Genomic DNA, 25,701 nt, shown 5'->3' with positions numbered 1-25,701 from the left:
CCCCAAATTCCGGTGGTATCGTTGACCGCATGAGCAACACACCCGACCTTGAAACCCTCGCCCGTCGCTATCTTGACCTCTGGCAGGACCAGATGGCCCGCATGGCGCGCGACCCGGCCACCGCCGAGACCATCGAGCGCACCTTTGCCCTGATGACCAAAAGCGCCGAAGCCTTTGCCGCCGCCAAGGTGAACGACGAGCCGCCCGCCACCGCTGACCGGGGAGACGCTGCCCGTGCAGGCCAGCCATCAGCACACACAGAGCACTCCCCTCCCACGGGTCCGGCTGGGGCCGCGCCCGCTGCCCCTGTATCTGGGACTGGCGGGGACGACCTTTCTCGGCTCACTGGCCGCATCGCACGCCTTGAAGAGCGAGTGGTCGAGCTGGAACAGCAGCTCGCCGGATGCACCGCCGCTGCCGCCCCAGCTCCAGCGCCTAAGCGCCGATCTCGACGCCCTGCTGGCGGGAGCCCCGCTACCTGATCTGGCCGATGCCGTTGCCCACGAAGCCTGTCGCCGCTTTGGTGATTTCCTCGAGGGAGTCCAGCGCTATCGCCATCACCCCTATCGCCGCCGCCTGCACGATCCGCCCGCCATCTGGCAGCGGGGGGGTGTCTGTCTGCGCGACTATACGCTGGCGCGATTCAGAACCGACCCGGCGGCGATTCCGCTGGTGGCGGTTCCGTCGCTGATCAATCGTGGCTACATTCTCGACCTGAACGGTCGCCGCAGCCTGATGCGCCATCTGGCCCGCCACGGCCTGCATCCCCTGCTGCTCGACTGGGGCGACCCCGGCCCGGAAGAACAGCCACTCGACCTCAGCGGCTACATCACTGATCGCCTGATTCCGGCGCTGGAGGCTGCCTGCGAGCGGGCGGGCCGGCCAGTTGTGGTTTTGGGCTACTGCATGGGCGGCCTGTTGTCGCTGGCGGCCTGTCTGCGCCGCCCCGATCTGGTGGCGGGATTTGTGGCGCTGGCCACCCCGTGGGATTTCTCCGCCCACGACGGGCCGGGCATGGCGGTGTTCCGCGAGGCCATTCCGTGGATTCTGTCGTCGGTCGATACCATGGGCGCGTTACCGGTCGATATCCTGCAGGTGATGTTCTCGGGTCTGGAGCCCGGCAGCATCACCCGCAAGTTCCAGAGCTTTGCCCACATGGCCCCCGACTCGCCCAAGACCACCCTGTTCGTCGGTATGGAAGACTGGGTGAATGACGGCGTGCCGCTGGTGCGGGCCGTCGCCCGCGAGTGTCTGGGTGACTGGTACTGCGGGAACACCACTGGCCGGGGGTGCTGGCAGGTGGGTGGACTGCCGGTCAGACCGGAAGAGCTGGCCATCCCGTCGCTGTTCCTGATCCCCGAGCGGGACCGCATCGTCCCCCCGGAGTCTGCGCGGGCACTGGCGGCAAAGGTTTCCGGTGCAACAATCTTGCACGTATCGTTAGGACACATAGGAATGATCACCGGCTCCGGGGCGGGCAGACAGGTCTATAGTCCTATGACGCGCTGGTTAAAACGCAATTTCGCGTCGCAATAATGGTTGGACTTCTTGCTAAAGGCCCGTTTAAGGTTTCCTTGCTTCCGCGACCGGGCGGGCCGGGCGTGGTTCACAAGCCTCCAGGGAGGAACACTCTACTATGACTGATATTGTTGTCGTCAGCGCCGCTCGTACTGCCATCGGGAACTTCAGCGGGAGCCTGTCGGGCTTTGCCGCCTCTGATCTTGGCGCCATTGTCATCAAGGAAGTGTTGAACCGTGCGGGTGTCGACGGCAAGGACGTTTCCGAAGTGGTGCTGGGTCAGGTCCTGACCGGTGGCACCGGCCAGAACCCGGCACGTCAGGCGGTGATCAAGGCCGGTCTGCCGGACACCGTTCCTGCTTACCTGCTGAACATGGTGTGTGGCTCGGGCCTGCGCACCGTTGCCCAGGGCGCGATGGCGATTGCCTCGGGCATGGCCGACATCGTGATTGCCGGTGGTCAGGAAAGCATGACCAACGCCCCGCATTGCAGCTATCTGCGCAGCGGCGTCAAGATGGGCTCGACCGAACTGGTTGATACCATGATCAAGGACGGCCTGTGGTGCGCCTTTAACGGCTATCACATGGGGACCACCGCCGAGAACATCGCCCGCAAGTGGGAGTTCACCCGCGAAGCGCAGGACGAGTTCGCCGCCCTGTCGCAGCAAAAGGCCGAAGCCGCCATTGCCGCCGGCAAGTTCAAGGACGAAATCATTCCGGTCACCATCAAGGTGAAGAAGGAAGACAAGCTGTTTGACACCGACGAGTTCCCGCGCGCCGGTGTGACCGCCGAAGCCCTCGGCAAGCTGCGTCCGGCCTTTGCCAAGGACGGTACCGTGACTGCCGGGAACGCCTCGGGCATCAACGACGGCGCCTCTGCCGTGCTGCTGATGAGCGCCGCCGAAGCCGCCCGTCGCGGCCTGACCCCGCTGGCCCGCATCAAGGCCTTTGCCTCGGCAGGTGTTGATCCGGCCTTCATGGGCACCGGCCCGATTCCGGCGTCGCAAAAGGCGCTGGCCAAGGCTGGCTGGACCGTTAACGACCTCGACCTGATCGAAGCCAACGAAGCCTTTGCCGCCCAGGCGATGAGCGTCAACGCCGAAATGGGCTGGGACACCAGCAAGGTCAACGTCAACGGCGGTGCGATCGCCCTCGGCCACCCGATCGGGGCCTCGGGCAACCGCATCTTCGTCAGCCTGCTGCACGAAATGCAGAAGCGCGATGCCAAGAAGGGTCTCGCCACCCTGTGCATCGGCGGCGGCATGGGCGTTGCCCTCTGCGTTGAGCGCGATTAGAGCAAATCCCGAGCAGATGGACACATCTGCGACGACGTATTTGCTTAAATAAAAAGTCATTAGAGCATTTATCGTGATCCTTGGAGACCGAGAAATGCTCTAGCGCGCGGGCGTTGAGCGCGATTAACGCGATTAATCCCGCCTGACCGAGCCTCTGTTACCCGCGCCAGCCCCACAAGGCTGGCGCGGTTTTTTATTGCGCAGTGCAGCACGTTTTTCTTGCCGACAACCGTAAAGTGAACTGTAGCCTTGGTGTCATTCGTTCTTTACTTGCCTTTGGGGAAGGGTTCGTCCGACAATGAAAACGGTTTCCAAATGGGGGGAAACACGACCCTAAGGGGAATTCCGCGACAGAAGTCTGCTGTTTACAGCCTGTTTCCGCTTTTGGTGCCCCGCAAGGAGCGCCAAGGTTTTTTATTGCTTATTGTAATTTTATTGCAAACTTTCCCTGTTTTCATTTGCAAAAATTGCGCTACACTGCTTTCCAAGCTGATTTGCAGCTTTGCGGACAGATTATTTCACTACGTAAGAATCTGAGGGGAGTTCCAGAATGTCCAACGGTCGCGTCGCAGTTGTTACCGGCGGTACCCGTGGTATTGGTCGCGCCATTTCCGAAGGTCTGAAGGCCGCCGGATACAAGGTTGCAGCCAACTACGGCGGTAATGACGAAGCCGCCAAGAAGTTCACCGAAGAAACCGGCATCCCGGCCTACAAGTTTGACGTGGCGTCCTACGAAGACGTCGAACGCGGCTGCGCCCAGATCACCGCTGAACTCGGCCCGATCGAAATCGTGGTCAACAATGCCGGTATCACCCGGGACACCACCCTGCACCGCATGTCGTTTGACAAGTGGGATGCAGTGATCCAGACCAACCTCAGCTCGTGCTTCAACCTGTGCCGCTGCGTGATCGACAGCATGCGCGACCGTGGTTTTGGCCGTATCGTCAACATCGGCTCGATCAACGGTCAGGCCGGCCAGTACGGTCAGGTGAACTACGCCGCTGCCAAGTCCGGCATCCACGGCTTCACCAAGGCGCTGGCTCAGGAAGGCGCTGCCAAGAACATCACCGTCAACGCCATCGCTCCGGGTTATGTCGATACCGACATGGTGCGCGCCGTGCCGCACCATGTGCTGGAAAAGATCATCGCCAAGATCCCGATGGGTCGTCTGGGCCGTGCCGAAGACATCGCCCGTGGCGTGCTGTTCCTGGTCGCTGACGACGCCGATTTCATCACCGGCGCCACCCTGTCGATCAACGGCGGCCAGCATATGTACTAAACGCAAATCCCGAGCAGATGGTCACATCTGCGACGACGTATTTGCGTGACAAACAACCGTCCTGTAGACGCTGCCCCGTCTGCCCCCGCCCGCAACCGCCGGGCGGGGGTTTTGTTTTCTTCAGGCCGCATTTTCTGGGTCATTGACCGTAAATGATCCATTTGAACATGCCGGAACTAAATATTTAGCAGCATAACGGTTAATTTCCTCATTCTGGTAAAATCTACATAGTGCAATTAACCTTGCCGTTAGATACCATAGAATATATTATTTTCCCCGCTATGACCCAACCCAACGAATTGATATCTCGTCTCCCGTCGGATGAGCCTGTCGCCCAGAATTACCGCTGGGATGAGCGGGTGAACGGAGTCCGACGCACCACTTACAGCGCGGCACTGCCGGAGGTTCTGACCGATATCGAGGTATGGAGCGACGCCCACATCAACCAGTGGCTTAAAAATCGCGTAACCCATACACCCTTGCCGGAAACCTTCACCACCGCCAATTCCACCCCAGCTCTGAGCGGTCCGATTCTCTCCCCTGATGGCCAGAAACAGGAACTTGTACGCCTTGAGTGTCTGGACTATGCAATCGAGGAAAACCTCGTCCGCTACCACGACACCCTGATTCATCACGTCGATGTCCTCCGAGGCCGCGAAAATGCTGAGCATTTCACAGTCAAGGAAGCTACCGACAGCGTCGCCGCGATTTGTGATGCCCTCAATCATAGCCCGTTCGCCCGCGCCCCGCGTTTTGCCGCCTTCGCACAAGAGTTGGAAAAGGATATTGAGGAGGCGGACTGGATCATTCGTTTACGTGATCGCCTAGGGCTTGGTCATTACCGCCCAACCGCGCGTTTCCCTACTCGGGTTCTGGCACTGATGCGCTATTCCGTTGAGGACGTGGTCAGGGCGGCAGAGCGGGCAGGCGCTGCCCATGCCCTGACCGTCCCCACCGTACTGGATAGCGAGCTCAACGAATTCTTCTTTCCCTCACCTCGTGATCTGGATTACGGTAGAACGTTGAACCTAGCGGATGACCAGACGAGGCTAGCTGCGGAGGTGCTGCATATGCGTATCGATTATCTACCCAAGCATGTATGGAAGGTGGGAATAGTCACCACCAGTCCGGACAGAGATGTAAAGTGTCTGCGAGAGCACCACTTGATATGCCTGCAGCTCGATAGCGGTCGCGACGATTTCGGACAGGCATAAATGCAACCGACGAAGGCACTTCTCTCTCGTCATCCTTGGTTTGCGGCATTCGACGCTGCCCCGCCCCGAGCGCTGGACGCAGTGCTGAGGGGGGCTGCCTACGTTCCGCCCTATCAGCGAGCCAGTCCTGCACAGAAGATCGAGGGGCTATTCGGCGACCTTCCTGCAGATGCGAGTGAATGGCAGATCCTTGATGACACGCTGTGTGATTGGCTGCAGCAGGTTCGCGCCGATACCGACGCGGCGATGGTCCGTTCAGGTGGGGCTGCCAGCTTTATTGCCGAAACCGGCGACGCCCTGCGACTGGTTTGGCGACTAAAGCTGGAAAAGTCAGCCAAATGGATCTGCGAAAACCTGATGGATCTTCGCGGCTGGGCCGAGCCGTTGTTACTCGACGATGAGGCCTATGATTTGCCCAAGGCTTTGCTGGCAGCTGCCGCCCAGTTGCAGACCTCCCGTGACTGGGTCCATCTGTGGCTGGGTGAATGCCGTCGTGCGGCTACTCCCCGCCTATACCATCGCGTTGACACGGCGCTGACCGGTTTGGCGCGCATGCCGCCGCCGCCCAATACTATTGGCGGCCTCAATCACGAGGTGTTGGTAGGCTTAGCAAGCTGGGGGACAGCGCTACCAACCGACGATTTCAAAGCCAAGAACGCCTTTTTACGACGTTGGCGCACCATTAAGGCCAGTTTTCCCCGCAGCGGGGAGCAATGGCGCCATGACTGGCGTGATTTGCTGGATAACAAGGTCGACCAGCCGTTCACCAAGTGGCTAAAGGATGAAGAACCCGCTCTACGCAGGCCTGCAACTCCGCGCAAGGAGCCTCTGTTGCCGCATTGCGTCAATGTAATACAGGGCTTCGCACGAGAACTCGACGCAGACGGCCTGACCGAACAGCTATGGGGCCGCATGCGCACCCTCATCCGGAAAACCGAACGCTTCGCTGAAATTACGGGGGACTGCTATAATCTAGTTCGGAGTTGCACCAATATTGCCAGCTTGATCCAGGAGGATGCCCCGGGCCATGCGGTGGCGCTTACGCGCTTAGCACTGATATGGAATCGCCATAATGGTCATGCATGGAGCGTACGGGCACGCTCACTGGAAAAGCTCCGTCGTCCCGCCATTGCCGAATCCGCTCTGTGGGAAGGCTTGCGGAATGCACCGGAAAGTACAGCGTTGTATGGGCAATTGGCGATAATGTTGGTCGACCAAGAACGCTTGAGCGAAGCTGAATACCTGTTGAGGGCCGCTACCGCTATCGATTCGGAGGACGCGGTTGTCGCGAACGAACTGGCGCGGCTGCTTTGGCGCAAGGGCAAAGCGGAGGAAGCCATTACCTTGCTGGAGGAGCATGCCGCACGTCCTTCCTCTAACAGCGCCCCTCTCTATTCCTTGGGCAGTCTCTTCTTGGCTGAGGGTCGGTTACCCGAGGCCCAAAGTGCAGTGACGCGTTACCGTCAGCTATTTAGGAACGACACCAGAATCAATGGTCTCGCCGACCGTATCAGGCGCAGCGCCATTGATGAGCAGAAGACTCATCTACATGAACCACGGCCACGCGGCGCGGTGCGGGCCCCGGTGGCATGGGATGAATTCGACCTGAATCCCGAGGAGAGCGAAGCTGCCGCACTTGCCCACATCCGCTCCTTGACCGAGGCCGACCGCCGTTTACGCTCAGGAGACGATGAAACTCGTCGCAGCGCATTGGCAACTGTGGACACGGCGCTGGAGGAAGATTCAGCTGACAGCTATGCCCATGTGATTAAAGCGCTGGCATGTACCTCTTATCGTCCATCCCTTGTCGCCCGACAGGAAACACGGTTTACCAACGACCTAGCAATTCATCTCGCGCTCACCGGCCCCGATACCCCGACCAACACTTGGTGTCACCTCCTCGCACGCTTTCCCCAAGACACAGGACTGATCCTTTTGACACGCCTAGGCCACGGTGGTAGTGACGCGGATGGTGGGTTGGCAGAGTGGGTCGAGACAGAGCCTCCCCGTGACGACCATTGGAAGCCGTTCATCCGGAAGACCCTGCGCCGCCATTTCAATGGGGAAAATCTTCCGTTGGCCATCAGCCCCCCCATGCTTGCCCACGATGCTATCCTGCGCCGGGTCGAAGTGGGTTGGGGGCTGGTAGGGAACCGTGTGTCCATCTAATTGTCTCAGCTTGTGCACCATTGCAGGCGGTGTTTGGTCCGGGCATTTGATGGATCGGATTGAACCTAGAGCAACATACGTTAAGTCTCCGGTATTGACCATTGCGCTGGACCTTGGCTATGGCAGTCCCAGCGCCTTCAGCGCCCTGTTCCGCCGTACCCTTGGCATGGCCCCGCGCGACTATTGCCATGCCAGATAACGCGGGGTCTCAGCTGCCCAGCATCTGCATGCGGGCCGCATGCAGACGATCGCCCATCGACGCGATACACCGGCTGAGGATGTGAAAGCCCATCTCGTGATCCGAGGCCACCGTTGCCCGCAGTTTGTCGGCATCCAGCGCGTACAGGCGGCACGGCGAGCAGGCGCGTGCGCCAAAGGTCCAGCGATAGGGCGGCAACAACCACGACCAGCCCAGACTGTTGCCTTCGTGCAGGGTTTGCAGCACGACGGTCTTCTGGCCGGGCATGGTGACCTCGATCGCCACCGCACCGTGGACAATCAGGTAAAAGGCATCGGCAGTGCCGCCCTCGCGGAACAGCCGATCCCCGGCGGCCAGTGTCAGCGGCCAGGCGCACTGGTCCAGCACGGCCACCACCGCCGACGGCAAGCCATCGCAAAAGGGGTGTTGCCCCAACGGAGCCAGAGACAGGGTGCTGTCCATCGTGATCCTCCGCACAGAAAAACGGCATCAAAATGCCATGAGCAATAATAAGGCTATTATGCCCCAAAACACCACTCCCTCCAACGCCTGCCGCATTGCCTGTTGCCAGCGCGCAGAACACAGGGCATACCCCCCTCTTCACCGTTAACAACAAGGACACCGCTCCCCGATGCGGGTAGACGCCTTTGATTTCGACCTGCCACGCGCCCTGATCGCCGACCGCCCGGCCCGTCCGCGTGATTCCGCCCGCCTGCTGGATGTGACCGGCGCGGCCTTTGCCGACCGGGGGGTGCTGGATTTGCCCGCGCTGCTGCAGCCCGGTGACGTGATGGTGTTCAACGACACCCGCGTCATTCCGGCCCGCCTGTTCGGCACCCGCCGCCTGTCCGATGCTCCAGCTGCCAGTGACGGGCCGGGTAGTGACGGGGTGGCCCGGATCGAGGCCACCTTGCATCAGGCCCTTGGCCTCGACAGCTGGGCGGCGTTTGTCAAAGGGTCGAAAAAGCTGCGTCCCGGCCAGACGGTGGTGTTCAGCGACGACGATGGCTTTGCCGCCGAGGTGACCAGCAAGGGCGAGGCGGGCGAAGTCACCTTCCGCTTTAACCGCAGCGGTGCCGATCTGGTGCTGGCGCTGGAAAAGCATGGCCATCTGCCGCTGCCGCCCTATATGGGGCGCGAGGATGACCCGCAGGACCGCACCGACTACCAGACGGTCTATGCCCGCCACGATGGCGCGGTGGCGGCTCCGACGGCGGGGCTGCACTTTACCGACCGCCTGCTTGAGGCCCTTGACCAGCGCGGCATCCAGCGGGTGCACGTCACCCTGCACGTTGGTGCCGGAACCTTTTTGCCGGTGAAGGTCGATGACACCGACGACCACCGCATGCACAGCGAGTTCGGCATCATTTCCCCCGAGGCCGCCGAGACCATCGCCCACGCCCGCACCAATGGGGGCCGTCTGGTGTGCGTCGGCACCACCTCGCTGCGCCTGATCGAAAGTGCCGCCCTGCCCGATGGCAGTGTTCCGGCATGGTCAGGCAGCACCGACATCTTCATCACCCCCGGCTACCGCTTCAAGGCGGTGGACCTGCTGATGACCAATTTCCACCTGCCGCGCTCGACGTTGTTCATGCTGGTCAGCGCCTTTGCCGGTCACGCCCGCATGCAGGCGGCCTATGCCCATGCCATCGCAGAGGGCTATCGTTTTTACTCGTATGGCGACAGCTCGCTGCTGGCGCGGGAGGATTTGATCCGATGAGCGCATCGTTCTCGTTTACCCTGGAAAAGACCGATGGCGGCGCCCGTCTGGGCAGGATCACCACCGCCCACGGCGAGATTCAGACCCCGGTGTTCATGCCGGTCGGAACGGCGGCCACCGTCAAGGGGATGCACCCGGAAAGCGTCGCCGCCACCGGGGCGAAAATCGTGTTGGGCAACACCTATCACCTGATGCTGCGCCCCGGTGCCGACCGCATCGAGCGGCTGGGCGGCCTGCACCGGTTCATGAACTGGCCCGGCCCGATCCTGACCGACTCCGGCGGCTTTCAGGTGATGTCGCTGGCCAAGCTGCGCAAGCTGACCGAAGACGGCGTGACCTTTCAAAGCCACATTGACGGCAGCCGCCACACCCTGACCCCGGAAAGCTCGACCGAAATTCAGCGCAAGCTGGATGCCACCATCACCATGGCCTTTGACGAATGCACGCCGTTCCCGGTCGACCGCAAGGGTGCCGCCGAGTCGATGCGGCTGTCGATGCGCTGGGCGGTGCGGTCGCGTGAGGCCTTTGTCGCCCGTCCGGGCTATGGTCAGTTCGGTATCGTGCAGGGCAGCGTGTTCCCCGACCTGCGCGCCGAAAGCATCGAGGCCCTGACCAAACTCGACTTTGAAGGCTATGCCGTTGGCGGGCTGGCGGTCGGCGAAGGGCAGGAGCTGATGTTCAAGACCCTCGACACCACCACCCCGCTGATGCCGGTCCACAAGCCGCGCTATCTGATGGGGGTGGGCAAGCCGTCGGATATCGTCGGAGCCGTCCTGCGCGGCATCGACATGTTCGACTGCGTGATGCCGACCCGCTCGGGCCGCACGGCGCAGGCCTTTACCCGCCGGGGTACCGTCAACCTGCGCAATGCCCGCCACATGGACGACCCGCGCCCGCTGGACGAACACTGCACCTGCCCGGCCTGCCGCAACTACAGCCGCGCCTATCTGCACCATCTGGTGCGCGCCGAAGAGATGCTCGGCCCGATGCTGCTGACCTGGCACAACATCCAGTACTATCAGGACCTGACCGCCGGTCTGCGCGATGCCATCGCCAACGGCACCACCCAGCAGTTTGTCGCCGATTTCGAAGCCGGTCAGGCCCTCGGCGATCTGGAGGAAGTCCCGGTCTACGGTCTGGGGAAATAGACCAGCGTGCGTTAAATCCGACGCCACAGTACACGACAGTTGGGAAACAAGTGCGGGAATCTGCTCGGGGCCTGAGGCCCCGAACCCCCATTTTTCTTTTAATATCAAATCAATGGGGTCTGGGGCCTCAAGGCCCCAGCGAGGTTTGGAGCAGCGCTCCATGATCTTTTTGTTTTGGCTCTTCCAACTTTTCGCACAATGCTCGTTTGTTTTGTCGCATTGTTTTTGCGAAAACCGGTTCCCACTTTTCGCACAATGCTCTAGATCCCGACCGTTTCCTTTGACCTTACCCGGCGGGCAGGGTCAAAAAGAACGCCGCCCCACGGCCGCATCCGCTTTCCAGCCAGATGCGGCCACCGTGGCGTTCCACGATCTTGCGACACAATGCCAGCCCGACCCCGGTTCCCGGGGCCACATCATTGGTGTGCAGGCGCTGGAAAATCTGGAAAATCCGGTCGAAATAGCGCGGGTCGATCCCCTGACCATTGTCGATCACCGCCACCATCCACGCATGAGATTCCCGTTCGGCCACCACCGATACCCGGAGCGGCTGATCCGGCTTGCGGTAGGTGATGGCATTATCCAGCAGGTTGGTAAACAGCAGGGTCAGTTCCTGCAAATCCCCCGGCACGGTCGGCAAGGACTCGCAGATCACCTGCCCGCCACAGGCCGCCAGATCGTCCTTGCGCTGGGCGATCAGTGTTGCCATCAACGCCGCCAGATTGACCGGCTGGCGCGGATTGGGCGACCGTCCGATGCTGGCATATTGCAGCAGGTCGCGGGTCAGGGCATCCATCCGCTTGGCACCGGACACGGCAAAATCCATGAAGTCGCGGCCAGTCTGGTCCAGCGAGTCCCCAAGATGGCGTTGCAGCAGGGTGATGTAACTGACCACCGTGCGCAACGGTTCGCGCAGATCGTGCGAGGTGATCCAGGCGAACTGCTCCAGCTCGGTATTCGACCGCGCCAGCCGTTCAACGGTTTCCTGCAAGGATGCCTGATTCTGGACGTGTTCGGTGATGTCCTGTTCCGTCACCAGCACCACACTCTGCCCGCTGTCCGGCGGACCATCGGCCAGACGCGCTTCCAGCGCATGCCAGCGGGCTCCGCGGGACGTTCGCACCCGGATTTCAGCCCGGAACACCCGCCCCATGCGAATGCTGGTCCAGGCCTCGACCGCCTGACCACTGTCGGGAAAGCGGTTGCGGAAGGCCGCCAACCCCTGCTGCTCGTCGCCAAAGGCAATGCGCGAGGCGGGGTTCTGATACAGAACCTGCCCGTCATCGCCAAACAGCGTCACCATCAGCGAGGTATGGGCCAGCGCATCCTGTGCCTGCCAGGACAACCCGCTGTCGGGTACCACCCGCAGGGTTCCTTCGATCAATGCCAGCGGCTGTTCCCCCGGCATCATCCGCAGGCCGGTAATGCGGCAATCAACCACCTGCAGGCCAACCACGGGCCCGCGTGTCACCAGTGTCAGGCTGTCTTGCAGACTCTGGCCGCAGGCCGGAAACACGCTCCGTTGCAGGTCGTGGCCCAGAGCTTCGGGGATCGCGCACAAAGACGCGTCATCATCCCCGCCCCACAGACGGCGCGCCGCAGCATTGGCGTAAAGGATTTGCCCAGTCTGGCACTGGATCACCCATACCGGAGACGCCAGCAGGGCAAACGCCTGAAAATCTGCCGGCCCGGCAACGACATGCGTATCCGCAGCAATGACAGAGTACGGCATACCGACCTCCTGCCCCACGGGTCGGCAGACAAGGACGGGTGCCGTACGCACAGCGGGTCAGGCCAGCATACATCAAACGGTCGACGGAATAATCACCTCTTAGGGGTATTCCCCCCAACCATTCGCCATAATACCCGGCGGGAGATTACGCCTTACAGGCGAAATACCCATCAATGACCCGTTCATAAATTGAGGTCAGGGCTTCAAGATCGGCCACGCTACAGTTCTCGTTGGCTTTGTGCATGGTCTGCCCGACCAGCCCGAATTCCAGCACCGGACAGGCGTTCTTGATGAAGCGGGCATCCGAAGTGCCGCCGGTGGTCGACAGGTCCGGCGACAGCCCGGTCACCGAGCGGATCGCCTGTTCAACCACCCCGGTAAACGGCCCCGGCTGGGTCAGGAACGACTCGCCGGAAACGCTGATCGCCAAATCCCACAGCGCCGGATCGTCACAGACGGCCTGCAACCGCTGGCGCAGATGGGCCTCCAGCGTTTCTCCGCTCCACAGGTCGTTAAAGCGGACGTTGAACCGGGCTTCGGCTTTGGCAGGAATCACGTTGGTAGCCATGTTGCCAACGTCAATCGAGGTGATTTCCAGATTCGATGCCTGAAAATGGCTGCTGCCCTGATCAATCGGCGTACCGATCAGCGCCTGCACCAACGCCACCAGACGCGGGATCGGGTTGTCGGCCAGATGGGGATAGGCGACATGGCCCTGACTGCCCCAGACGGTCAGGCATCCGTTCAGACTGCCCCGCCGACCGATCTTGACCATTTCGCCCAGCGTGCGCGGATTGGTTGGCTCCCCGACCACGCAGGCATCGAGCGTTTCGTTCTGTTCGGCCAGCCAGCCCAGCACCTTGACGGTGCCGTTGATCGCCGGGCCCTCCTCGTCGCCGGTAATCAGCAACGACAACGACCCCGGCAGGCTGCCATCATGGGCCTGCAGACGACGGGCACAGGCGGCCACAAAGGCGGCAATGGCGGCCTTCATGTCATTGGCTCCGCGCCCGTACAGCACACCGTCCACCACCTCGGCGGCAAAGGGGTCGCGGCTCCAGCCATTGCCCGGCGGCACCACGTCGGTATGACCGGCAAAGCACAGATTGCGCCCCTGCTCGCCCCGGCGGGCGTAGAGATTGACGATATCCGGTGTGCCGTCAGCGCTGAAGGTCAGGCGGTGGCAGCGAAAGCCCAACCGGGTCAGGGCGGTTTCCAGCACCGCAATCGCCCCGGCATCATCGGGGGTCACCGACGGGCAGCGGATCAGGGCTTGGGCCAGCAACAGGGGATCGGTCAGGGACAGGTCAGCGGGCAACACCATCGGCCTCATCATTCACGGCAAAAGAAAAACCCGCCGCCCTTCCCCCGCCCGGAAACCATCCGGCACGGCAGAAAGGAACGGCGGGCCACACAGCAGATTAATCGCGCAGCAGTTCGTTGATCGACACCTTCGAGCGGGTCTTTTCATCGACGCGCTTGACGATCACCGCACAGTACAGGCTGGGCCCCGGAGTCCCGTCCGGCAGCGGCTTGCCCGGCAGCGAGCCCGGCACCACCACCGAGTACGCCGGCACGCGGCCAACGAACACTTCGCCGGTGGCGCGGTCGATGATCTTGGTCGAGGCCCCGAGGTAGACACCCATCGACAGCACGGCGCCGGTTTCGACCACCACGCCTTCGGCGACTTCGGCGCGGGCACCGATGAAGCAATTGTCTTCGATGATCACCGGACCGGCCTGCAGCGGCTCGAGCACGCCACCGATCCCGGCACCGCCAGAGATGTGGACGTTCTTGCCGATCTGGGCGCACGAACCGACGGTGGCCCAGGTGTCAACCATGGTGCCGCTGTCAACAAAAGCCCCCAGATTGACGAACGACGGCATCAGCACCACGCCCGGCGCGATGTAGGCCGACCGGCGCACCACGCAATTCGGAACGGCACGGAAACCGGCGGCGGTGAACTCGGCGTCGCTCCAGCCGTCGAACTTGCTCGGCACCTTGTCCCACCAGCTGGAACCACCGGGGCCACCGCTGATGGTGGTCATGGCGTTCAGGCGGAAGCTCAGCAGCACAGCCTTTTTCAGCCACTGATTGACCACCCATTCGCCGGTCGATTTGTCGGCCACACGCAGACGCCCGGCATCCAGTTCCGCCAGAGCGGCCTCGACGGCATCCCGGTGCGGACCAGTGGTTTGCGGGGTCAGGCTGTCGCGGGCATCCCAGGCGGCTTCGATTGCAGCCTTGAGCTGTTCGGTGGTCATCGGAAAAAAGGCTCCTTGGGCCAGAGACAAAAGGAAAGGGCAGAGGATACCGCCCCCTGCCCCCCAGTCAACGAAGCAGTGTGCATTCTGTGCAATCGACATCACGGAACGGCTACAAATACCCTTGGAATTCATGGCATCACGCCACCGATAGGTATAAAAAGGCATAGGGGCCATTCCGTCGGCTCATTGCAGGATGCGCGCAATGTGATATGAGTTGAAGTGCATCACTGCTAAAGTGTTAGTTTAGAAGCCATCGCCATTCCTCACCCATAGCGGAGAAAACGGTCCTTGTCCGCCCGGAGCGAACAGAGCCAGCCCCTACCAGCCACCGTCCTGCTCGGAGCTTTGGAAGCTTTCCCCGGGACGCTGCTGCTGTTTGATGCGCATGGCACGCTCGGTTTTGGCAAGCCTGCCGGATCGGCGCTGGTTCAGGCGGCCCGGAATGCGCCGTTTCCGGCTCTGGACGACCTGCTCGGCCCGGCCCTCAGCAGCGGGCAACCGCGCCTTGGATCGCTGCAGGCCAGTGCCGACGACGGCGTTCATTCCTACGACCTGACCGTCCTGCCGCTGGCCGAAGGCGGTGCCGCCGTTCTGGCTCACGAAGTCACCCTGCACAACAACTTGCGGGCCGCCTTGCTCGAGTCGCGGCAGCGCTACAAGGATTTCGTTGAAATCTCGTCCGATTTTGCCTGGGAAACCGGCCCGGATGGCAGCCTGATCTTCGTCAGCCCGCGCGGCGCGCTGGGGCACCACGCCTCTGCGCTGGTCGGGCGGGACCCAGCCGATCTGGTGATGGAACGCGACCCCGGCATGCCCCTGCCCTTTTCCACCCACGAACCGATCGAAGCACAAGAGTTGTGGCTGCGCCACACCAACGGCACCTCGGCCTGCGTGATCGTGTCGGCCAAACCGGTCTATGACCGGCTGGGGCGCTGGTGTGGGGCCCGTGGCGTGTGCCGGGACATCACTGGCGAACGGGACCGCGACAATGAATTACTGCGCGCCCGCAACCGCGAGCGCATCCTCAATCACGTGGTTCGCACCTTCCGCGACGAGGTTGACCCACAGGACATGCTGCGCGTGGCCGCTGAAACGCTGGCCCGTGGCATGGGGGCGGAAAGCTGCCAGATTTACCGGCGGGAACACAGCCACGAGTCCGAAACCCCGGTCGAAGACGACCTGATGATCCCGGCGGCGCAGACAGGCACCGTCACCACCGATGCCGCATCCCTGATCATGGACCGCCTGCTGGCCGGGGAACCGCTGGTCGAGGAAGAAATCCGCGGCCGGGAAGTGCTGGCCGCTCCCTGCCGCTACCGCCACCAGATGAACGGCGCGGTCATCCTGTGGCGGGCCCCCGGGCGCGGACCGTGGGGACGGGATGACCGGCTGCTGATCAGCGACATTGCCGACCAGATCGGCATCGCCAACGAACAGATCGCCGCCCATGATTACATTGTACGGATTTCGCGCACCGATGGCCTGACCGGCCTGTTCAACCGCCGGGCCTTTTTCGAAGAAGTCGGCCGCCGCTTTACCCGTCTCGGCTTTTCACAGGACTCTGCGGTCCTGATGTACGTTGACCTCGACAACTTCAAAAAGGTCAACGATGTCCGCGGCCATGCCGATGGCGACAAGGTGCTGTGCGCCGTGCGCGACCTGCTGGTATCCCACACCCGCCCCACCGATCTGGTGGCCCGTCTGGGCGGCGACGAGTTCGCCATCTGGCTGGAATGCGGAACCATTCAGGTTGCGGAAAACAAGGCCCGGGCCTTGCTCGACCTGGCCGAAAAGTCCCTCGCCCCGCTGTCGGCCAGCCCCGAGTTCCCCGTCAGCTTTTCGATTGGCGTTGCCGTTTATGACCCTGTGCACCCCGAAGGGCTGGATGACTTGATTGCCCGTGCCGATCACGCCATGTACACGGTAAAGCGTAAAGGGAAAGCCGGGTTTGCCGTCGCGTCCTTTGGCACCATCGGGGCTGATGGCGAAATTCACCCGCCGGAAAAGGCTCTGGCCTCCCTTTCTGACGACCCTTATTTTACCCTTCCTGCCCCCCGTTCTCCACAGGAGCCTGCCGCCACCACTGACGCCCCGCCCCTTTTGGACGCCCCGCAAACCCCATGACCCCGTTCACCCGTTTCCCATCCCCGAGCGCAGGCCGGAGAACACGATGACGCCGGTACCCGAATCGACAGGGCGTCCTCTGGAAAGCGTGCCAGAGGGGCACCTGTCCTATCAGGAAGCAAAACGGTACGCCCGGGACGCCGACCCGGCGGTGCGGCGTGCGCTGGCCGAACGCACCGATGTCCCCCCCGAGATTCTCTATTTCCTGGCCGACGACCCGGAAGACAGCGTCCGGCGCGCCATTGTCCACAATCAGGCGACTCCGGCGCTGGCCCATCTGGTGCTGGTCGATGACAGCAGTGATGACGTGCGCGCCGATCTGGCCGAGCGCATCGTCCGGCTGGCCCCCGGCCTGACCGCCGATGAACGCGACCGCGCCCGCCAGACCGCCTATCGGGTGCTGGAACGTCTGGTGCGGGACCAGCTTCCCCGCATCCGTCAGGTGATCGCCGAGGCGTTGAAAGACGTTGCAGACGCCCCGCCCGAGATCATCCAGCGTCTGGCCCGCGACGTCGAAGAAGCCGTGGCCACCCCGGTGCTGGAATTCTCGCCGGTCCTGCGCGATGAAGACCTGCTCGACATTCTGGGGGAAAAGCCTTCGACCGCCGCCCTGTCGGCCATTTCCCGCCGCCGCCGGGTCGGCCCGAACGTCGTTGATGCCATCGCCGCCACCGAAGACAGCATCGCCATCGCCATTCTGCTGGCCAATGACTCGGCGCAAATCCGCGAGGAAACCCTCGACCTGCTGATCGACCGCGCCGCCGACCATCCCGACTGGCACGAGCCGATGGTCCGCCGCCCCAACCTGCACCCCACCGCCGCCAAACGTCTGGCCGTTCTGGTGGCCGACCGTCTGCTGCAAGTGTTGAGCGAACGCCGCGATCTGGCCGAAACCACCATCGCCGAGGTCAAACGTGTGGTGCACCTGCGCCTGTCTGCCGAAGAGCCGAACACCACACCCCGCCCGCGCAGCAGCCTTGGCGAAGTACCGTCCACCTTTGCCCCGGCCCCCCTCGACCAGCACGAAGCGCACCGCTGGAGCACCAGTCTGCGGGCAGCCTATGAACGGGCGTGCGAGATGGGACGGACCGGCAACCTGACTTCCAGCAGCCTCAGCGAAGCAGTCAAGGCCAACAACACCGATCTGGTGATCGCCGGGCTGGCCATCCGCGCCCACCTGTCGCCCTCGCTGGTGCAGGTCATCCTGCGCGCCGGGTCCGGGCGCGGCATCGCGGCGGTGGTGTGGAAGGGACGACTGGACCCCAGTCTGTCCATTCAGGTCCAGTCCCGTCTGGGGCGCATCCCCCCGCGCGAAGTGATCATGCCCAATGGTGACCTCGCCTATGGCATCACCGAATCTGAAATGGACTGGCAACTGGAGATGTTTTCCAAAGTTGCCCGCGAGCATGGGCCTTAACCGATGAAACGGGGCCTGTTGCTGTCGGCAGTGCTGGTGGTTTTTACCGGACTGGGAGGCTTGGCCCGTTATCTGACGCTTGTCTCACACCCCGAGCCAGCAGAAGTATCAACGGCTGTTGGCGGTGTTCTACCTGCGGTTCCAACTCCCCCGCGACAACAGCCGGCCCCACCGCCACCAGCGCCGGTTCCCGCGCCACCACCGCCGTCCGATCAGGCCATAGTGCCTCCCGCAGCAACAGCACCAGAGGCCCCCCGCTCTCCCGCACCGACGGCCAGCACCACCGCCTTGTTCACCCCTCAGGCAATTTATCCGCTGGCCCGCTGGCATGGCACCGATGATCGTGGCGGAGAGGTGCTCAGCGCCGAAATTGCCGCCGACCTCACCCCCGGCACCCCTCGCCGGGCCAGCCCCCTGACCAGCCGCCCACTCAGCGATCAGGATGATATTCTGCTCGCTGGCTGGGCCGGGGACCCGATTCTGGGCATGCGGTTCCGGGACGTGATCATCAGTCTGTGCGATCAGGTGATCGGCAGTGCTGCGGTCCATGAGAGCAGCCCGGCCATCGCCCGCACGGTCCATCCCAATCTGACCTCTGCCGGATGGCGTGCCCGTCTGCCGGTGGCTTTTTTACCGCGCTGTCCACAGCCGGTTCTGCAGGTCTGGGCCATCTCGGCTGGTGGCTATGCCTATCCGGTGCAGGGCCGCTATGCCCTCGCCCTGCCTCCCAGTGATGCCCGGCTGCTGTTGCCAACCGACCGCCTGCGCTTTGCCGCCCCGATTGTGCCGGAAAGCCAGCCGCCCCTGCACCGCACCACCTTGCACGTCACCGGAACCGGTGCCAACCTGCGCCGCTGCGGGCAGACGAGCTGTGCGGTGACCTCGGTTCTGGTCGGCGGCGACTATCCCGCCGTTGTGCTCGACCGGCGCCATGGCTGGACCCTGGTCCTGATCAGCGACAACAGCGACAGGGGCGGCTGGATCAGCGACGGCACCTATATCCTGCAGGACGGCACGGGGGCCGCCGCAAAGGACGCCCCATAACGCAAGCCGCTCAGTTCTTGTCTTCCCCCATGCCCATGATGCCGATTCCCATGCCGACGCTGCCAAAGGTGATGAACAGGCCAAAAAACAGCAGACCGATGATCAGAACCGTATCATCCGACCGTTGGGCCATGGTGTAGATGCCACCAATATCCCGCCAAAGCAGCAGAATGCCGAACAGGAATCCTCCCAGCGTGCCGTACAGCAAATGCTGCAGCAGGAATCCCAGAACATGGCGTTCATGTTTCTTGAGTGGCATGGTGATAGCCTCGCAATCGGGAGTCAGCAGCCGACAGCATGCCTGACAACAGCGGTGCCGTCATTGAGCACCATCAATCCCTCCCCGGTTCTTTCCAGATGGGGGAGCAGGCACGCAACAACAAGGGATCAGATCGACTGACCACTGCCGGTGGGGTCTTCGGCATCCGGCTCGTGCCCCGCTGCCCGCATCGCTCCTGCAACGCGGGCCATCGCCTCGGCCAGACGGCTGGCGTCGGTGCTGCGTCCGACGATGCTCACCCCCAGACGGTCGGATCGCACAAACGGATAGCTGCCCAGCTCGACGTCGGTAAACTCATCCTGAATTGCTGACAGCGGTGCCGCCAGATCGCCTTCGCGCATATAGGCCGCCACCGACTGCGACACCACCGGCATGCCACCGCGCAGGGAATGCTTGATGCCGTCAAACATGGCCTGGGCAATGCGCGGCACCCCGGCCATCACATAGACGTTTTCCAGACAGAACCCCGGTGCCTGACTCACCGGATTGTCGATCAGGGTGGCGCCTTGCGGGATGTTGGCCATCCGCAAACGGGCTTCGTTCAGGTTTTCATCGCCATAGTGGCTGACCAGCCGCCGCACCGCTTCGGGATGGCGCTCCACCGGCACCCCAAAGCATTGCGCGATGCAGTCGGTGGTAATGTCATCATGAGTCGGCCCGATCCCGCCGGTGGTAAAGACATAATCGTACCGCCTGCGGCATTCGTTGACCGTCGAGATGATCGCCTGCGGATCATCCGCCACCACGCGGGCCTCTTTCAAACGGATGCCCAGCGCGGCCAGTCCGGTGCCAATCATCTGGATGTTGGCATCCCGCGTTCGCCCGGACAGGACTTCGTTGCCGATCACCACCATGCATGCTGTCACGTCCTGAGCGCCGGTCATCCTGTCGTCTCCTGAGCCATCGGGCAAAATCGGGCCCACAGGGTAAGGCTGGCACGACCGTCTGGCAAGCGGGCCTCCCTGCTCCTCCTGTGCCTGCCACAGAGTCACCGCCCACAGAATTAGACCCTTAGTCTTAGGTATCGAGTCCTCAGGTCAAATGTACACCAGTGGATAGAACTTTTAGCAGGATTGATTCACTTATCATTAACCACTAGGAGTAAGCAGAACATCAAAAGAGTGTTCGCACGACACACCACAGGCACCCCATCGGAAAGGACCACGGTCTTTTCTGGTGTTTTATTTATTTTTTCTCAAAAAAATCAGGACCGCCACCAGACTGCCCCCGAAAACAGGGAACCCTGCAGGAAACAAGGACAGGTCCACATCTTGAGCAGGATGCAAGCACGACACCTGGAGATTTTGGATCATGGCCCTTATGGAATGGAATGACTCCCTGTCGATCGGCGTTGACATGATCGACATGGATCACAAGGTTCTGGTTGACCAGATCAACATGCTGCACGATGCCCTGCAGCGCGGTGACGACCAGAAAATCATCGGCAGCGTTCTGAACGTGCTGATCGACTACACCTCCTATCACTTTGACCGTGAGCATCAGCTCATGGACTCCACCGCCTATGTCGAGTCTGACACCCATCTGCGCGAACACCGGATGCTGGTCAAAAAGGTCAAGGAAATCCAGGCCGGGTTTCAGGGCGGCCACGCCCTTGGCCGTGACATGATGAGCTTTCTCAAGGTCTGGTTGACCCAGCACATCCTGAAATCAGACCGGGACTTTGGGGCGCACCTGAAATCCGTCGGTGCCGCGCGCATGATCCCGCCGCCGCGCGTCGATGGCCCGGTCAACTGGCAACGGCTGAACATTCTGGTGGTCGATGACCAGTACAATTTCCGTCAGTTGCTGCGCAACCTGCTGAACTCAATCGGTGTTGTCTCCATCCGCGAGGCCAAGGACGGTGTCGAGGCCTTGGCCATGATGAAGGCCGACACCTTTGATGTCGTCCTGACCGATGACGACATGAGCCCGCTGGACGGACTCGGCCTGACCCGGCAGGTGCGCATGTCGCAGGGCAACCCCGATCCCCGCACCCTGATCATCCTGATGCCATCACAGGAGATCAGCCGTGAATACCTGCAGAATGCAACCCGCGCCGGGGTTCATGACATGATCGTCAAGCCCCTGGCCACCAACTCGGTTCGCGCCCGCATCGAAAAGCACCTGACCGCCCCGTTGCCCTTCCATGAAGTCAACGGACAGCTGATCCCGGTCCGGCAAACCCCAGCCCCGCGCAAACCGGTGCTGGTCAGCCGCTGAGTGGAACATTGTGCGAAAAGCGGGAACCGGTTTTCGCACAATGCGACAGAACAAAAGGTTGGATCAGCGTACCTGCATCAGATCACGGTACACGACAAAAAACAAAAAGATCATGGAGCGCTGCTCCAAACCTCGCTGGGGCCTTGAGGCCCCAGACCCCATTGACTTGATTTTTAAAGAAAAAATGGGGGTTCGGGGCCTCCGGCCCCGAGCAGTTCAGGCAGCAGCCTGCACCACGGTTTATCCCTTATAACCAGTCACGCAGAATCGGGATCAGCGGGATATCGGCAGGCGGCATGGGATAATCGGACAATCGTTCACTTTTGACCCACACCAGCGCCTGCCCTTCCCGGCCCCGCGGCGTACCACGCCACTGGCGGCACAGGTACAGCGGCATCAACAGGTGAAAGTCGCCATAGGCATGGCTGGCAAAGGTCAGCGGTGCCAGACAGCTTTGCCGGATATCGATTCCCAGTTCTTCCTGGAGTTCCCGCACCAGCGCCTGTTCCGGCGTCTCCCCGGCTTCGACCTTGCCACCGGGGAATTCCCACAGCCCGGCCAATTGCTTGCCTTCGGGCCGTTGCTGCAACAGCACGCGGTTATCCTGATCAATCAGCGCCACCGCCGTCACCAGCACCAGACGGCTTTTCCGCCATTCGGCAAAGGCCGACCGTTCCAGCGACCAGCGCTGGCACAGCGTCGGCTGCGGCGACAGGCGAGGAAACGGCGCCTGTACCGGCGATGCATGCTGAGAAAACCCACTCCGTTGCAGCAACGCCTGACTGCGCCCGTTCGCAGGCAGCACATGGGCCAGCAAGCGGGCGGCCCCAAGGTCATCAAAGGCATGCGTCAGCAGCAAGCGCACCGCTTCGGATGCATATCGCTGGCCCCAATGCTCCCGCCCCAGCCAATAGCCGATTTCCAGCGATGCCGGATGGCCATCAACGGCTTCGAGGCTGATGATACCCAGAAACTGGCCGTCCGTCCGCCGCTCGATCGCCAGCCGCAGGGACTCCCCGCGCTGATGGGCTTCGCGCGTTCCGGCCAGAAAAGCCAGACCATCCTCTTGTGTATAAGGATGCGGAATCTGCCCGGTCAGCGCCGCCACCTCGCGGTCATTGGCCAGCGCCACCATCGCCATCAGCACATCGGCTTGCAGGGGACGCAGAACAATGCGCTCGCCACGCAATGGATAGGCCGCCAGACACCCCCCCATCATGTCACTGTCATCCGTCAGGAATGGCAGCCCGGTGACCGTGTTCAGCGTATCCATACGTCGTGTCCTTTTATCCGCAACGGTGACAAAACAGAAAAGACGCCGGGGGACCATCCTGCCCCCCGGCGTGTTAAAGACATGGAGCGCTGCTCCAAACCTCGCCGGGGCCAGCCGGCCCCAGACCCCATTCCTTTGATCATAAAAGAGAAAATGAGGATTCGGGGCCTCAGGCCCCGGGCAGGTTCGGGCAGCAGCCCGCTCTTGTTTTCAAACTGTCGTGTACCATGACCTGACGCAGGTACACTGGTCTAGCCTTTTGTAAGTACCGCATTGTTTATGCGAAAACCGGTTCTCACTTTTCGCACAATGCAGGTTTTTTTCATGCCGCATTGTTTATGCGAAAACCGGTTCCCACTTTTCGCACAATGCTCTAGCTGCGATATGACCCGTTGATGTCGATGTAACCGTGGGTCAGGTCGCAGGTCCACACCGTGGCCTTGCCCTTGCCGACCCCGACGTCAACCTCGAACAGGATTTCCTGTCCCTTCATGTGGGCAACCACCGGTGTTTCATCATAATCGGGCACCGCCAGACCGTTGCTGGCCACTTCGACGCCACCGATACGGATGCACAGACGGTCACGATCGGCCTTTTCCCCCGCCTTACCGACGGCGGCGACGATCCGGCCCCAGTTGGCGTCTTCACCGGCCACCGCGGTTTTCACCAGCGGGCTGTTGCCGATGGTCAGGCCAATCGCCCGCGCCGCGCGGTCGCTGGCGGCACCGGTCACGCGGATTTCCACCAGCTTGGTGGCGCCTTCGCCGTCGCGCACCACCTGATGGGACAGGTCGAGCAACAGGTCGAACAGCTTCTTCTTGAAATCCTTCAGGTCCTTGTCGTCAGCCGACTTCGGTTCCTTGTTCCCCGCCGAGCCAGTGGCGAACAGCAGCAGGGTGTCCGAGGTCGAGGTATCGCCATCGACGGTGATGCTGTTGAACGAGCGGTCAACGCCCTTTTTCAGCAGCGCCTGCAAGACATCGGCCGGAATGTTGGCATCGGTAAAGACATAGGACAGCATGGTCCCCATCGCCGGGGCAATCATCCCCGAGCCCTTGGCGATCCCGTTGAGGGTCACCGTCACTCCGTTGATCACCGCCGTGCGGGTGGCACCCTTGGGATAGGTGTCGGTGGTCATGATCGCCTTGGCCGCCGACAGCCAGTCTTTGCCATCAAGCTTGTCCTTCACCAGCGGCAGGGCATCGGTGATGCGCTCGTCGGGCAGGAACTCGCCGATGGTGCCGGTCGAGGAGACATACACTTCGCTGGCCTTGCAGCCGAACAGGCTGCAGGCAGCATCAACCGTCCGCGCCACCGAGGCTTCGCCGCGCACGCCGGTAAAGGCGTTGGCGTTCCCGGCATTGACCACCAGCACCCGCCCACGGCCCTTTTGCAGCGCCTGCGCACACCAGTCCACCGGTGCCGAGCGGGTTTTCGAGGTGGTCAGCACCCCGGCAGCCTGCGTGCCTGCGGGCATTTCCAGCACCAGCAAGTCCGTTCGGCCCTGATAGCGGATCCCGGCCTGATGGCTGGCAAAGCGCACACCCGGCAGTTCGGGCATGGCGGGAAAACCATCCTTGGGAGCAAGGGGGGACACGGCAGGGGTCTGGGCCATCGCGGCAACTCCGGACAAATCGGAAGACAAACGGGAGAAACGGCAGCGCAGCCCCCGGGGCCGTGCCTGCCGGACATCACTTTAGGGGGTCGCCATCGCCAAAACCAGCGACAGCATTACGACAGTTCATAAAACAGGCGGAACCTGACGGGACGCAAACGCCGCCCCGTCAGGCATCCTCACCTTACTTCGCGTCGGGAGTCTTGGCTTCCGGAGCGGTGATCTCGACCTTGGCGTTCTTGCGCAGTTCGCCAACGATTTCGTCAATCACGCCATCGGCCATCTGGCCGCGCAGCTGTTCCTTGACCTCTTCGAAGGCCGGCGGGGTGCTCTTGCGGCGGTCTTCAACCTTAATGATGTGCCAGCCGAACTGGGTTTTCACCGGCTTGTCCGACACGTCACCCGGCTTCATCGCAAACGCCGCTTCGGCGAATTCCGGCACCATCGCGCTCTTGCTGAAATAGCCCAGATCGCCACCGCGCTTGCCCGAACCATCGTCCTTGCTGTCAGACTTGGCGAGGTCTTCAAACGACGCGCCCTTCTTCAGCTTCTTGATCAGCTCGTTGGCCTTCTTTTCGTTGTCCACCAGAATGTGACGGGCGTGGACTTCGTCTTCCGGCGGATTGTTCTTCAGCAGGTCGTCATAGGCGGTGCGCAGCTTGTCGTCGGTCAGGCGCTTTTCGACTTCGCGGGTCAGGAAGGCGCGCTGCATCAGGCTGTCACGCACCTGATCGAGCTGCTTCTTGAACTCGGCATCATCGGCCACGTTGGCCTTCTTCGCCGCCGACAGCAGCAGGCGCTGGCTGACCGCCTGATCGACGAGGTTGGCAAAGATGCTTTCCAGCGGCATCGCCTGAATCTGCGGCATCTGCTGGGCCATGCGATCCTTCATCGCAACGATTTCGGAGCGGTGAATTTCGCTCCCGTCCACCTTGGCGACCACCGGATCATCCGCTGCGAACGCAGGGGCCGCAGCCATCAGAAACACGGTTGCGGCAGCAGCGGCGCGCAGCGCGGTCTTCAACATGGGGAATGTCCTTCCATCAACGGAAAAGAAGAAATTGGCAGGAGCGCAAATTCAGCACAGCTCCCGGCTGGTGGCAAGGGGCGCTCTGGTAACTTTCCGTTTATCAACCGGCTATTTGGCGAAAATCCTACGCACCGCCATCAGCAGTACGGTATAAGGGC

General features: G+C 62.0%; 21 protein-coding genes and 1 pseudogene. 12 read left to right on the top strand and 10 right to left on the bottom strand.

The features are described from left to right. Positions 1-234: 234 nt before the first annotated feature. The 6 genes from BW995_RS06665 (at position 235) to BW995_RS06635 (ending at position 7,673) form a co-directional block, all read left to right on the top strand. Complete coding sequence (locus BW995_RS06665; protein ID WP_076399383.1) at positions 235-1,536, top strand: alpha/beta fold hydrolase; 1,302 nt, start codon at positions 235-237, stop codon at positions 1,534-1,536. A 100-nt stretch (positions 1,537-1,636) separates the two neighbouring features. Continuing rightward, positions 1,637-2,812: an acetyl-CoA C-acetyltransferase gene (locus BW995_RS06660; RefSeq protein ID WP_076399382.1), complete on the top strand. Its 1,176-nt coding sequence runs from the start codon at positions 1,637-1,639 to the stop codon at positions 2,810-2,812. A gap of 550 nt (positions 2,813-3,362) precedes the next feature. Further along, entirely contained in the window at positions 3,363-4,091 is a 729-nt protein-coding gene (gene phbB, locus BW995_RS06655) for an acetoacetyl-CoA reductase (RefSeq protein WP_076399381.1), read from the top strand. A 230-nt stretch (positions 4,092-4,321) separates the two neighbouring features. Continuing rightward, positions 4,322-5,305, top strand: coding sequence for a hypothetical protein (locus BW995_RS20405; RefSeq protein WP_139332792.1), 984 nt, complete (start codon positions 4,322-4,324; stop codon positions 5,303-5,305). Continuing rightward, positions 5,306-7,474: a tetratricopeptide repeat protein gene (locus tag BW995_RS06640; RefSeq protein ID WP_076399378.1), complete on the top strand. Its 2,169-nt coding sequence runs from the start codon at positions 5,306-5,308 to the stop codon at positions 7,472-7,474. A 49-nt stretch (positions 7,475-7,523) separates the two neighbouring features. Beyond that, positions 7,524-7,673, top strand: coding sequence for a helix-turn-helix domain-containing protein (locus BW995_RS06635; RefSeq protein WP_084194641.1), 150 nt, complete (start codon positions 7,524-7,526; stop codon positions 7,671-7,673). A gap of 9 nt (positions 7,674-7,682) precedes the next feature. Here BW995_RS06635 and BW995_RS06630 read toward each other — a convergent pair whose 3' ends face one another. Next, a complete protein-coding gene (locus BW995_RS06630) occupies positions 7,683-8,135 on the bottom strand; it encodes a Crp/Fnr family transcriptional regulator (RefSeq protein WP_076399377.1) in 453 nt (150 codons plus the stop codon). A 169-nt stretch (positions 8,136-8,304) separates the two neighbouring features. Here BW995_RS06630 and queA point away from each other — a divergent pair, with 169 nt between their 5' ends. Beyond that, entirely contained in the window at positions 8,305-9,393 is a 1,089-nt protein-coding gene (gene queA / locus BW995_RS06625) for a tRNA preQ1(34) S-adenosylmethionine ribosyltransferase-isomerase QueA (protein ID WP_076399376.1), read from the top strand. Then, positions 9,390-10,541 carry a tRNA guanosine(34) transglycosylase Tgt gene (gene tgt / locus BW995_RS06620; RefSeq protein WP_076399375.1) on the top strand — a complete coding sequence of 384 codons (1,152 nt, stop codon included), beginning with the start codon at positions 9,390-9,392 and terminating at the stop codon, positions 10,539-10,541. Before queA ends, tgt begins: the two co-directional genes overlap by 4 nt. A 286-nt stretch (positions 10,542-10,827) precedes the next feature. Here tgt and BW995_RS06615 read toward each other — a convergent pair whose 3' ends face one another. The 3 genes from BW995_RS06615 to dapD form a co-directional block, all read right to left on the bottom strand. Continuing rightward, positions 10,828-12,273, bottom strand: coding sequence for a sensor histidine kinase (locus BW995_RS06615; protein ID WP_076399374.1), 1,446 nt, complete (start codon positions 12,271-12,273; stop codon positions 10,828-10,830). A 145-nt stretch (positions 12,274-12,418) separates the two neighbouring features. Beyond that, entirely contained in the window at positions 12,419-13,597 is a 1,179-nt protein-coding gene (dapE, locus tag BW995_RS06610) for a succinyl-diaminopimelate desuccinylase (protein ID WP_076399373.1), read from the bottom strand. A 97-nt stretch (positions 13,598-13,694) separates the two neighbouring features. Then, on the bottom strand, positions 13,695-14,537 hold the full coding sequence (gene dapD / locus BW995_RS06605; protein WP_076399372.1) for a 2,3,4,5-tetrahydropyridine-2,6-dicarboxylate N-succinyltransferase: 843 nt from the start codon (positions 14,535-14,537) through the stop codon (positions 13,695-13,697). 291 nt (positions 14,538-14,828) lie between these two features. Here dapD and BW995_RS06600 point away from each other — a divergent pair, with 291 nt between their 5' ends. The 3 genes from BW995_RS06600 to BW995_RS06590 are packed head-to-tail and all read left to right on the top strand — an operon-like array spanning position 14,829 to position 19,125. Continuing rightward, positions 14,829-16,664, top strand: coding sequence for a sensor domain-containing diguanylate cyclase (locus BW995_RS06600; RefSeq protein ID WP_084194640.1), 1,836 nt, complete (start codon positions 14,829-14,831; stop codon positions 16,662-16,664). A 46-nt stretch (positions 16,665-16,710) separates the two neighbouring features. Then, a complete protein-coding gene (locus BW995_RS06595) occupies positions 16,711-18,081 on the top strand; it encodes a DUF2336 domain-containing protein (protein ID WP_076399370.1) in 1,371 nt (456 codons plus the stop codon). A 3-nt stretch (positions 18,082-18,084) separates the two neighbouring features. Further along, complete coding sequence (locus tag BW995_RS06590; RefSeq protein WP_139332790.1) at positions 18,085-19,125, top strand: SH3 domain-containing protein; 1,041 nt, start codon at positions 18,085-18,087, stop codon at positions 19,123-19,125. A gap of 10 nt (positions 19,126-19,135) precedes the next feature. On the opposite strand, the gene BW995_RS06585 is transcribed toward BW995_RS06590, so the two are convergent. Both BW995_RS06585 and BW995_RS06580 read right to left on the bottom strand, forming a co-directional pair. Next, the gene (locus tag BW995_RS06585; protein ID WP_076399368.1) at positions 19,136-19,384 is read right to left on the bottom strand and encodes a hypothetical protein; all 249 of its coding nucleotides are present in this window, start codon (positions 19,382-19,384) and stop codon (positions 19,136-19,138) included. 128 nt (positions 19,385-19,512) lie between these two features. Beyond that, positions 19,513-20,289, bottom strand: a complete 777-nt coding sequence (locus tag BW995_RS06580) for a competence/damage-inducible protein A (RefSeq protein ID WP_076399367.1) — start codon at positions 20,287-20,289, stop codon at positions 19,513-19,515. A gap of 427 nt (positions 20,290-20,716) precedes the next feature. Here BW995_RS06580 and BW995_RS06575 point away from each other — a divergent pair, with 427 nt between their 5' ends. Next, a complete protein-coding gene (locus BW995_RS06575) occupies positions 20,717-21,625 on the top strand; it encodes a bacteriohemerythrin (RefSeq protein ID WP_076399366.1) in 909 nt (302 codons plus the stop codon). A 247-nt stretch (positions 21,626-21,872) separates the two neighbouring features. On the opposite strand, the gene mutT is transcribed toward BW995_RS06575, so the two are convergent. From mutT to BW995_RS06560, 4 genes and pseudogenes are all read right to left on the bottom strand, one after another. Continuing rightward, positions 21,873-22,304: an 8-oxo-dGTP diphosphatase MutT gene (gene mutT, locus BW995_RS21415; RefSeq protein WP_456152095.1), complete on the bottom strand. Its 432-nt coding sequence runs from the start codon at positions 22,302-22,304 to the stop codon at positions 21,873-21,875. Between the two features lie 87 nt (positions 22,305-22,391). After that, positions 22,392-22,841: pseudogene (locus BW995_RS21410) on the bottom strand (GNAT family N-acetyltransferase); the annotation flags it as partial. Between the two features lie 430 nt (positions 22,842-23,271). Continuing rightward, positions 23,272-24,513 carry a bifunctional glutamate N-acetyltransferase/amino-acid acetyltransferase ArgJ gene (argJ, locus tag BW995_RS06565; protein WP_076399365.1) on the bottom strand — a complete coding sequence of 414 codons (1,242 nt, stop codon included), beginning with the start codon at positions 24,511-24,513 and terminating at the stop codon, positions 23,272-23,274. Positions 24,514-24,697: 184 nt separating this feature from the next. Continuing rightward, positions 24,698-25,540: a peptidylprolyl isomerase gene (locus tag BW995_RS06560; protein ID WP_076399364.1), complete on the bottom strand. Its 843-nt coding sequence runs from the start codon at positions 25,538-25,540 to the stop codon at positions 24,698-24,700. Positions 25,541-25,701 lie beyond the last annotated feature (161 nt).

It is taken from the genome of Insolitispirillum peregrinum, from assembly GCF_900156605.1.
GTDB classification, from domain to species: domain Bacteria; phylum Pseudomonadota; class Alphaproteobacteria; order Rhodospirillales; family Rhodospirillaceae; genus Insolitispirillum; species Insolitispirillum peregrinum.
This window is presented reverse-complemented; position numbering and strand designations above follow the sequence as displayed.

Coding starts and splice junctions, on each gene's coding strand:
- BW995_RS06640 (WP_076399378.1), top strand. CDS start 5,306: ATGCAACCGACGAAGGCACTTCTCTCTCGTCATCCTTGGTTTGCGGCA.
- BW995_RS06590 (WP_139332790.1), top strand. CDS start 18,085: ATGAAACGGGGCCTGTTGCTGTCGGCAGTGCTGGTGGTTTTTACCGGA.
- queA (WP_076399376.1), top strand. CDS start 8,305: ATGCGGGTAGACGCCTTTGATTTCGACCTGCCACGCGCCCTGATCGCC.
- BW995_RS06660 (WP_076399382.1), top strand. CDS start 1,637: ATGACTGATATTGTTGTCGTCAGCGCCGCTCGTACTGCCATCGGGAAC.
- BW995_RS06630 (WP_076399377.1), bottom strand. CDS start 8,135: ATGGACAGCACCCTGTCTCTGGCTCCGTTGGGGCAACACCCCTTTTGC.
- BW995_RS06595 (WP_076399370.1), top strand. CDS start 16,711: ATGACGCCGGTACCCGAATCGACAGGGCGTCCTCTGGAAAGCGTGCCA.
- phbB (WP_076399381.1), top strand. CDS start 3,363: ATGTCCAACGGTCGCGTCGCAGTTGTTACCGGCGGTACCCGTGGTATT.
- BW995_RS06560 (WP_076399364.1), bottom strand. CDS start 25,540: ATGTTGAAGACCGCGCTGCGCGCCGCTGCTGCCGCAACCGTGTTTCTG.
- BW995_RS06615 (WP_076399374.1), bottom strand. CDS start 12,273: ATGCCGTACTCTGTCATTGCTGCGGATACGCATGTCGTTGCCGGGCCG.
- argJ (WP_076399365.1), bottom strand. CDS start 24,513: ATGGCCCAGACCCCTGCCGTGTCCCCCCTTGCTCCCAAGGATGGTTTT.
- dapE (WP_076399373.1), bottom strand. CDS start 13,597: ATGGTGTTGCCCGCTGACCTGTCCCTGACCGATCCCCTGTTGCTGGCC.
- dapD (WP_076399372.1), bottom strand. CDS start 14,537: ATGACCACCGAACAGCTCAAGGCTGCAATCGAAGCCGCCTGGGATGCC.
- BW995_RS06585 (WP_076399368.1), bottom strand. CDS start 19,384: ATGCCACTCAAGAAACATGAACGCCATGTTCTGGGATTCCTGCTGCAG.
- tgt (WP_076399375.1), top strand. CDS start 9,390: ATGAGCGCATCGTTCTCGTTTACCCTGGAAAAGACCGATGGCGGCGCC.
- BW995_RS06580 (WP_076399367.1), bottom strand. CDS start 20,289: ATGACCGGCGCTCAGGACGTGACAGCATGCATGGTGGTGATCGGCAAC.
- BW995_RS06575 (WP_076399366.1), top strand. CDS start 20,717: ATGGCCCTTATGGAATGGAATGACTCCCTGTCGATCGGCGTTGACATG.
- BW995_RS06635 (WP_084194641.1), top strand. CDS start 7,524: ATGGATCGGATTGAACCTAGAGCAACATACGTTAAGTCTCCGGTATTG.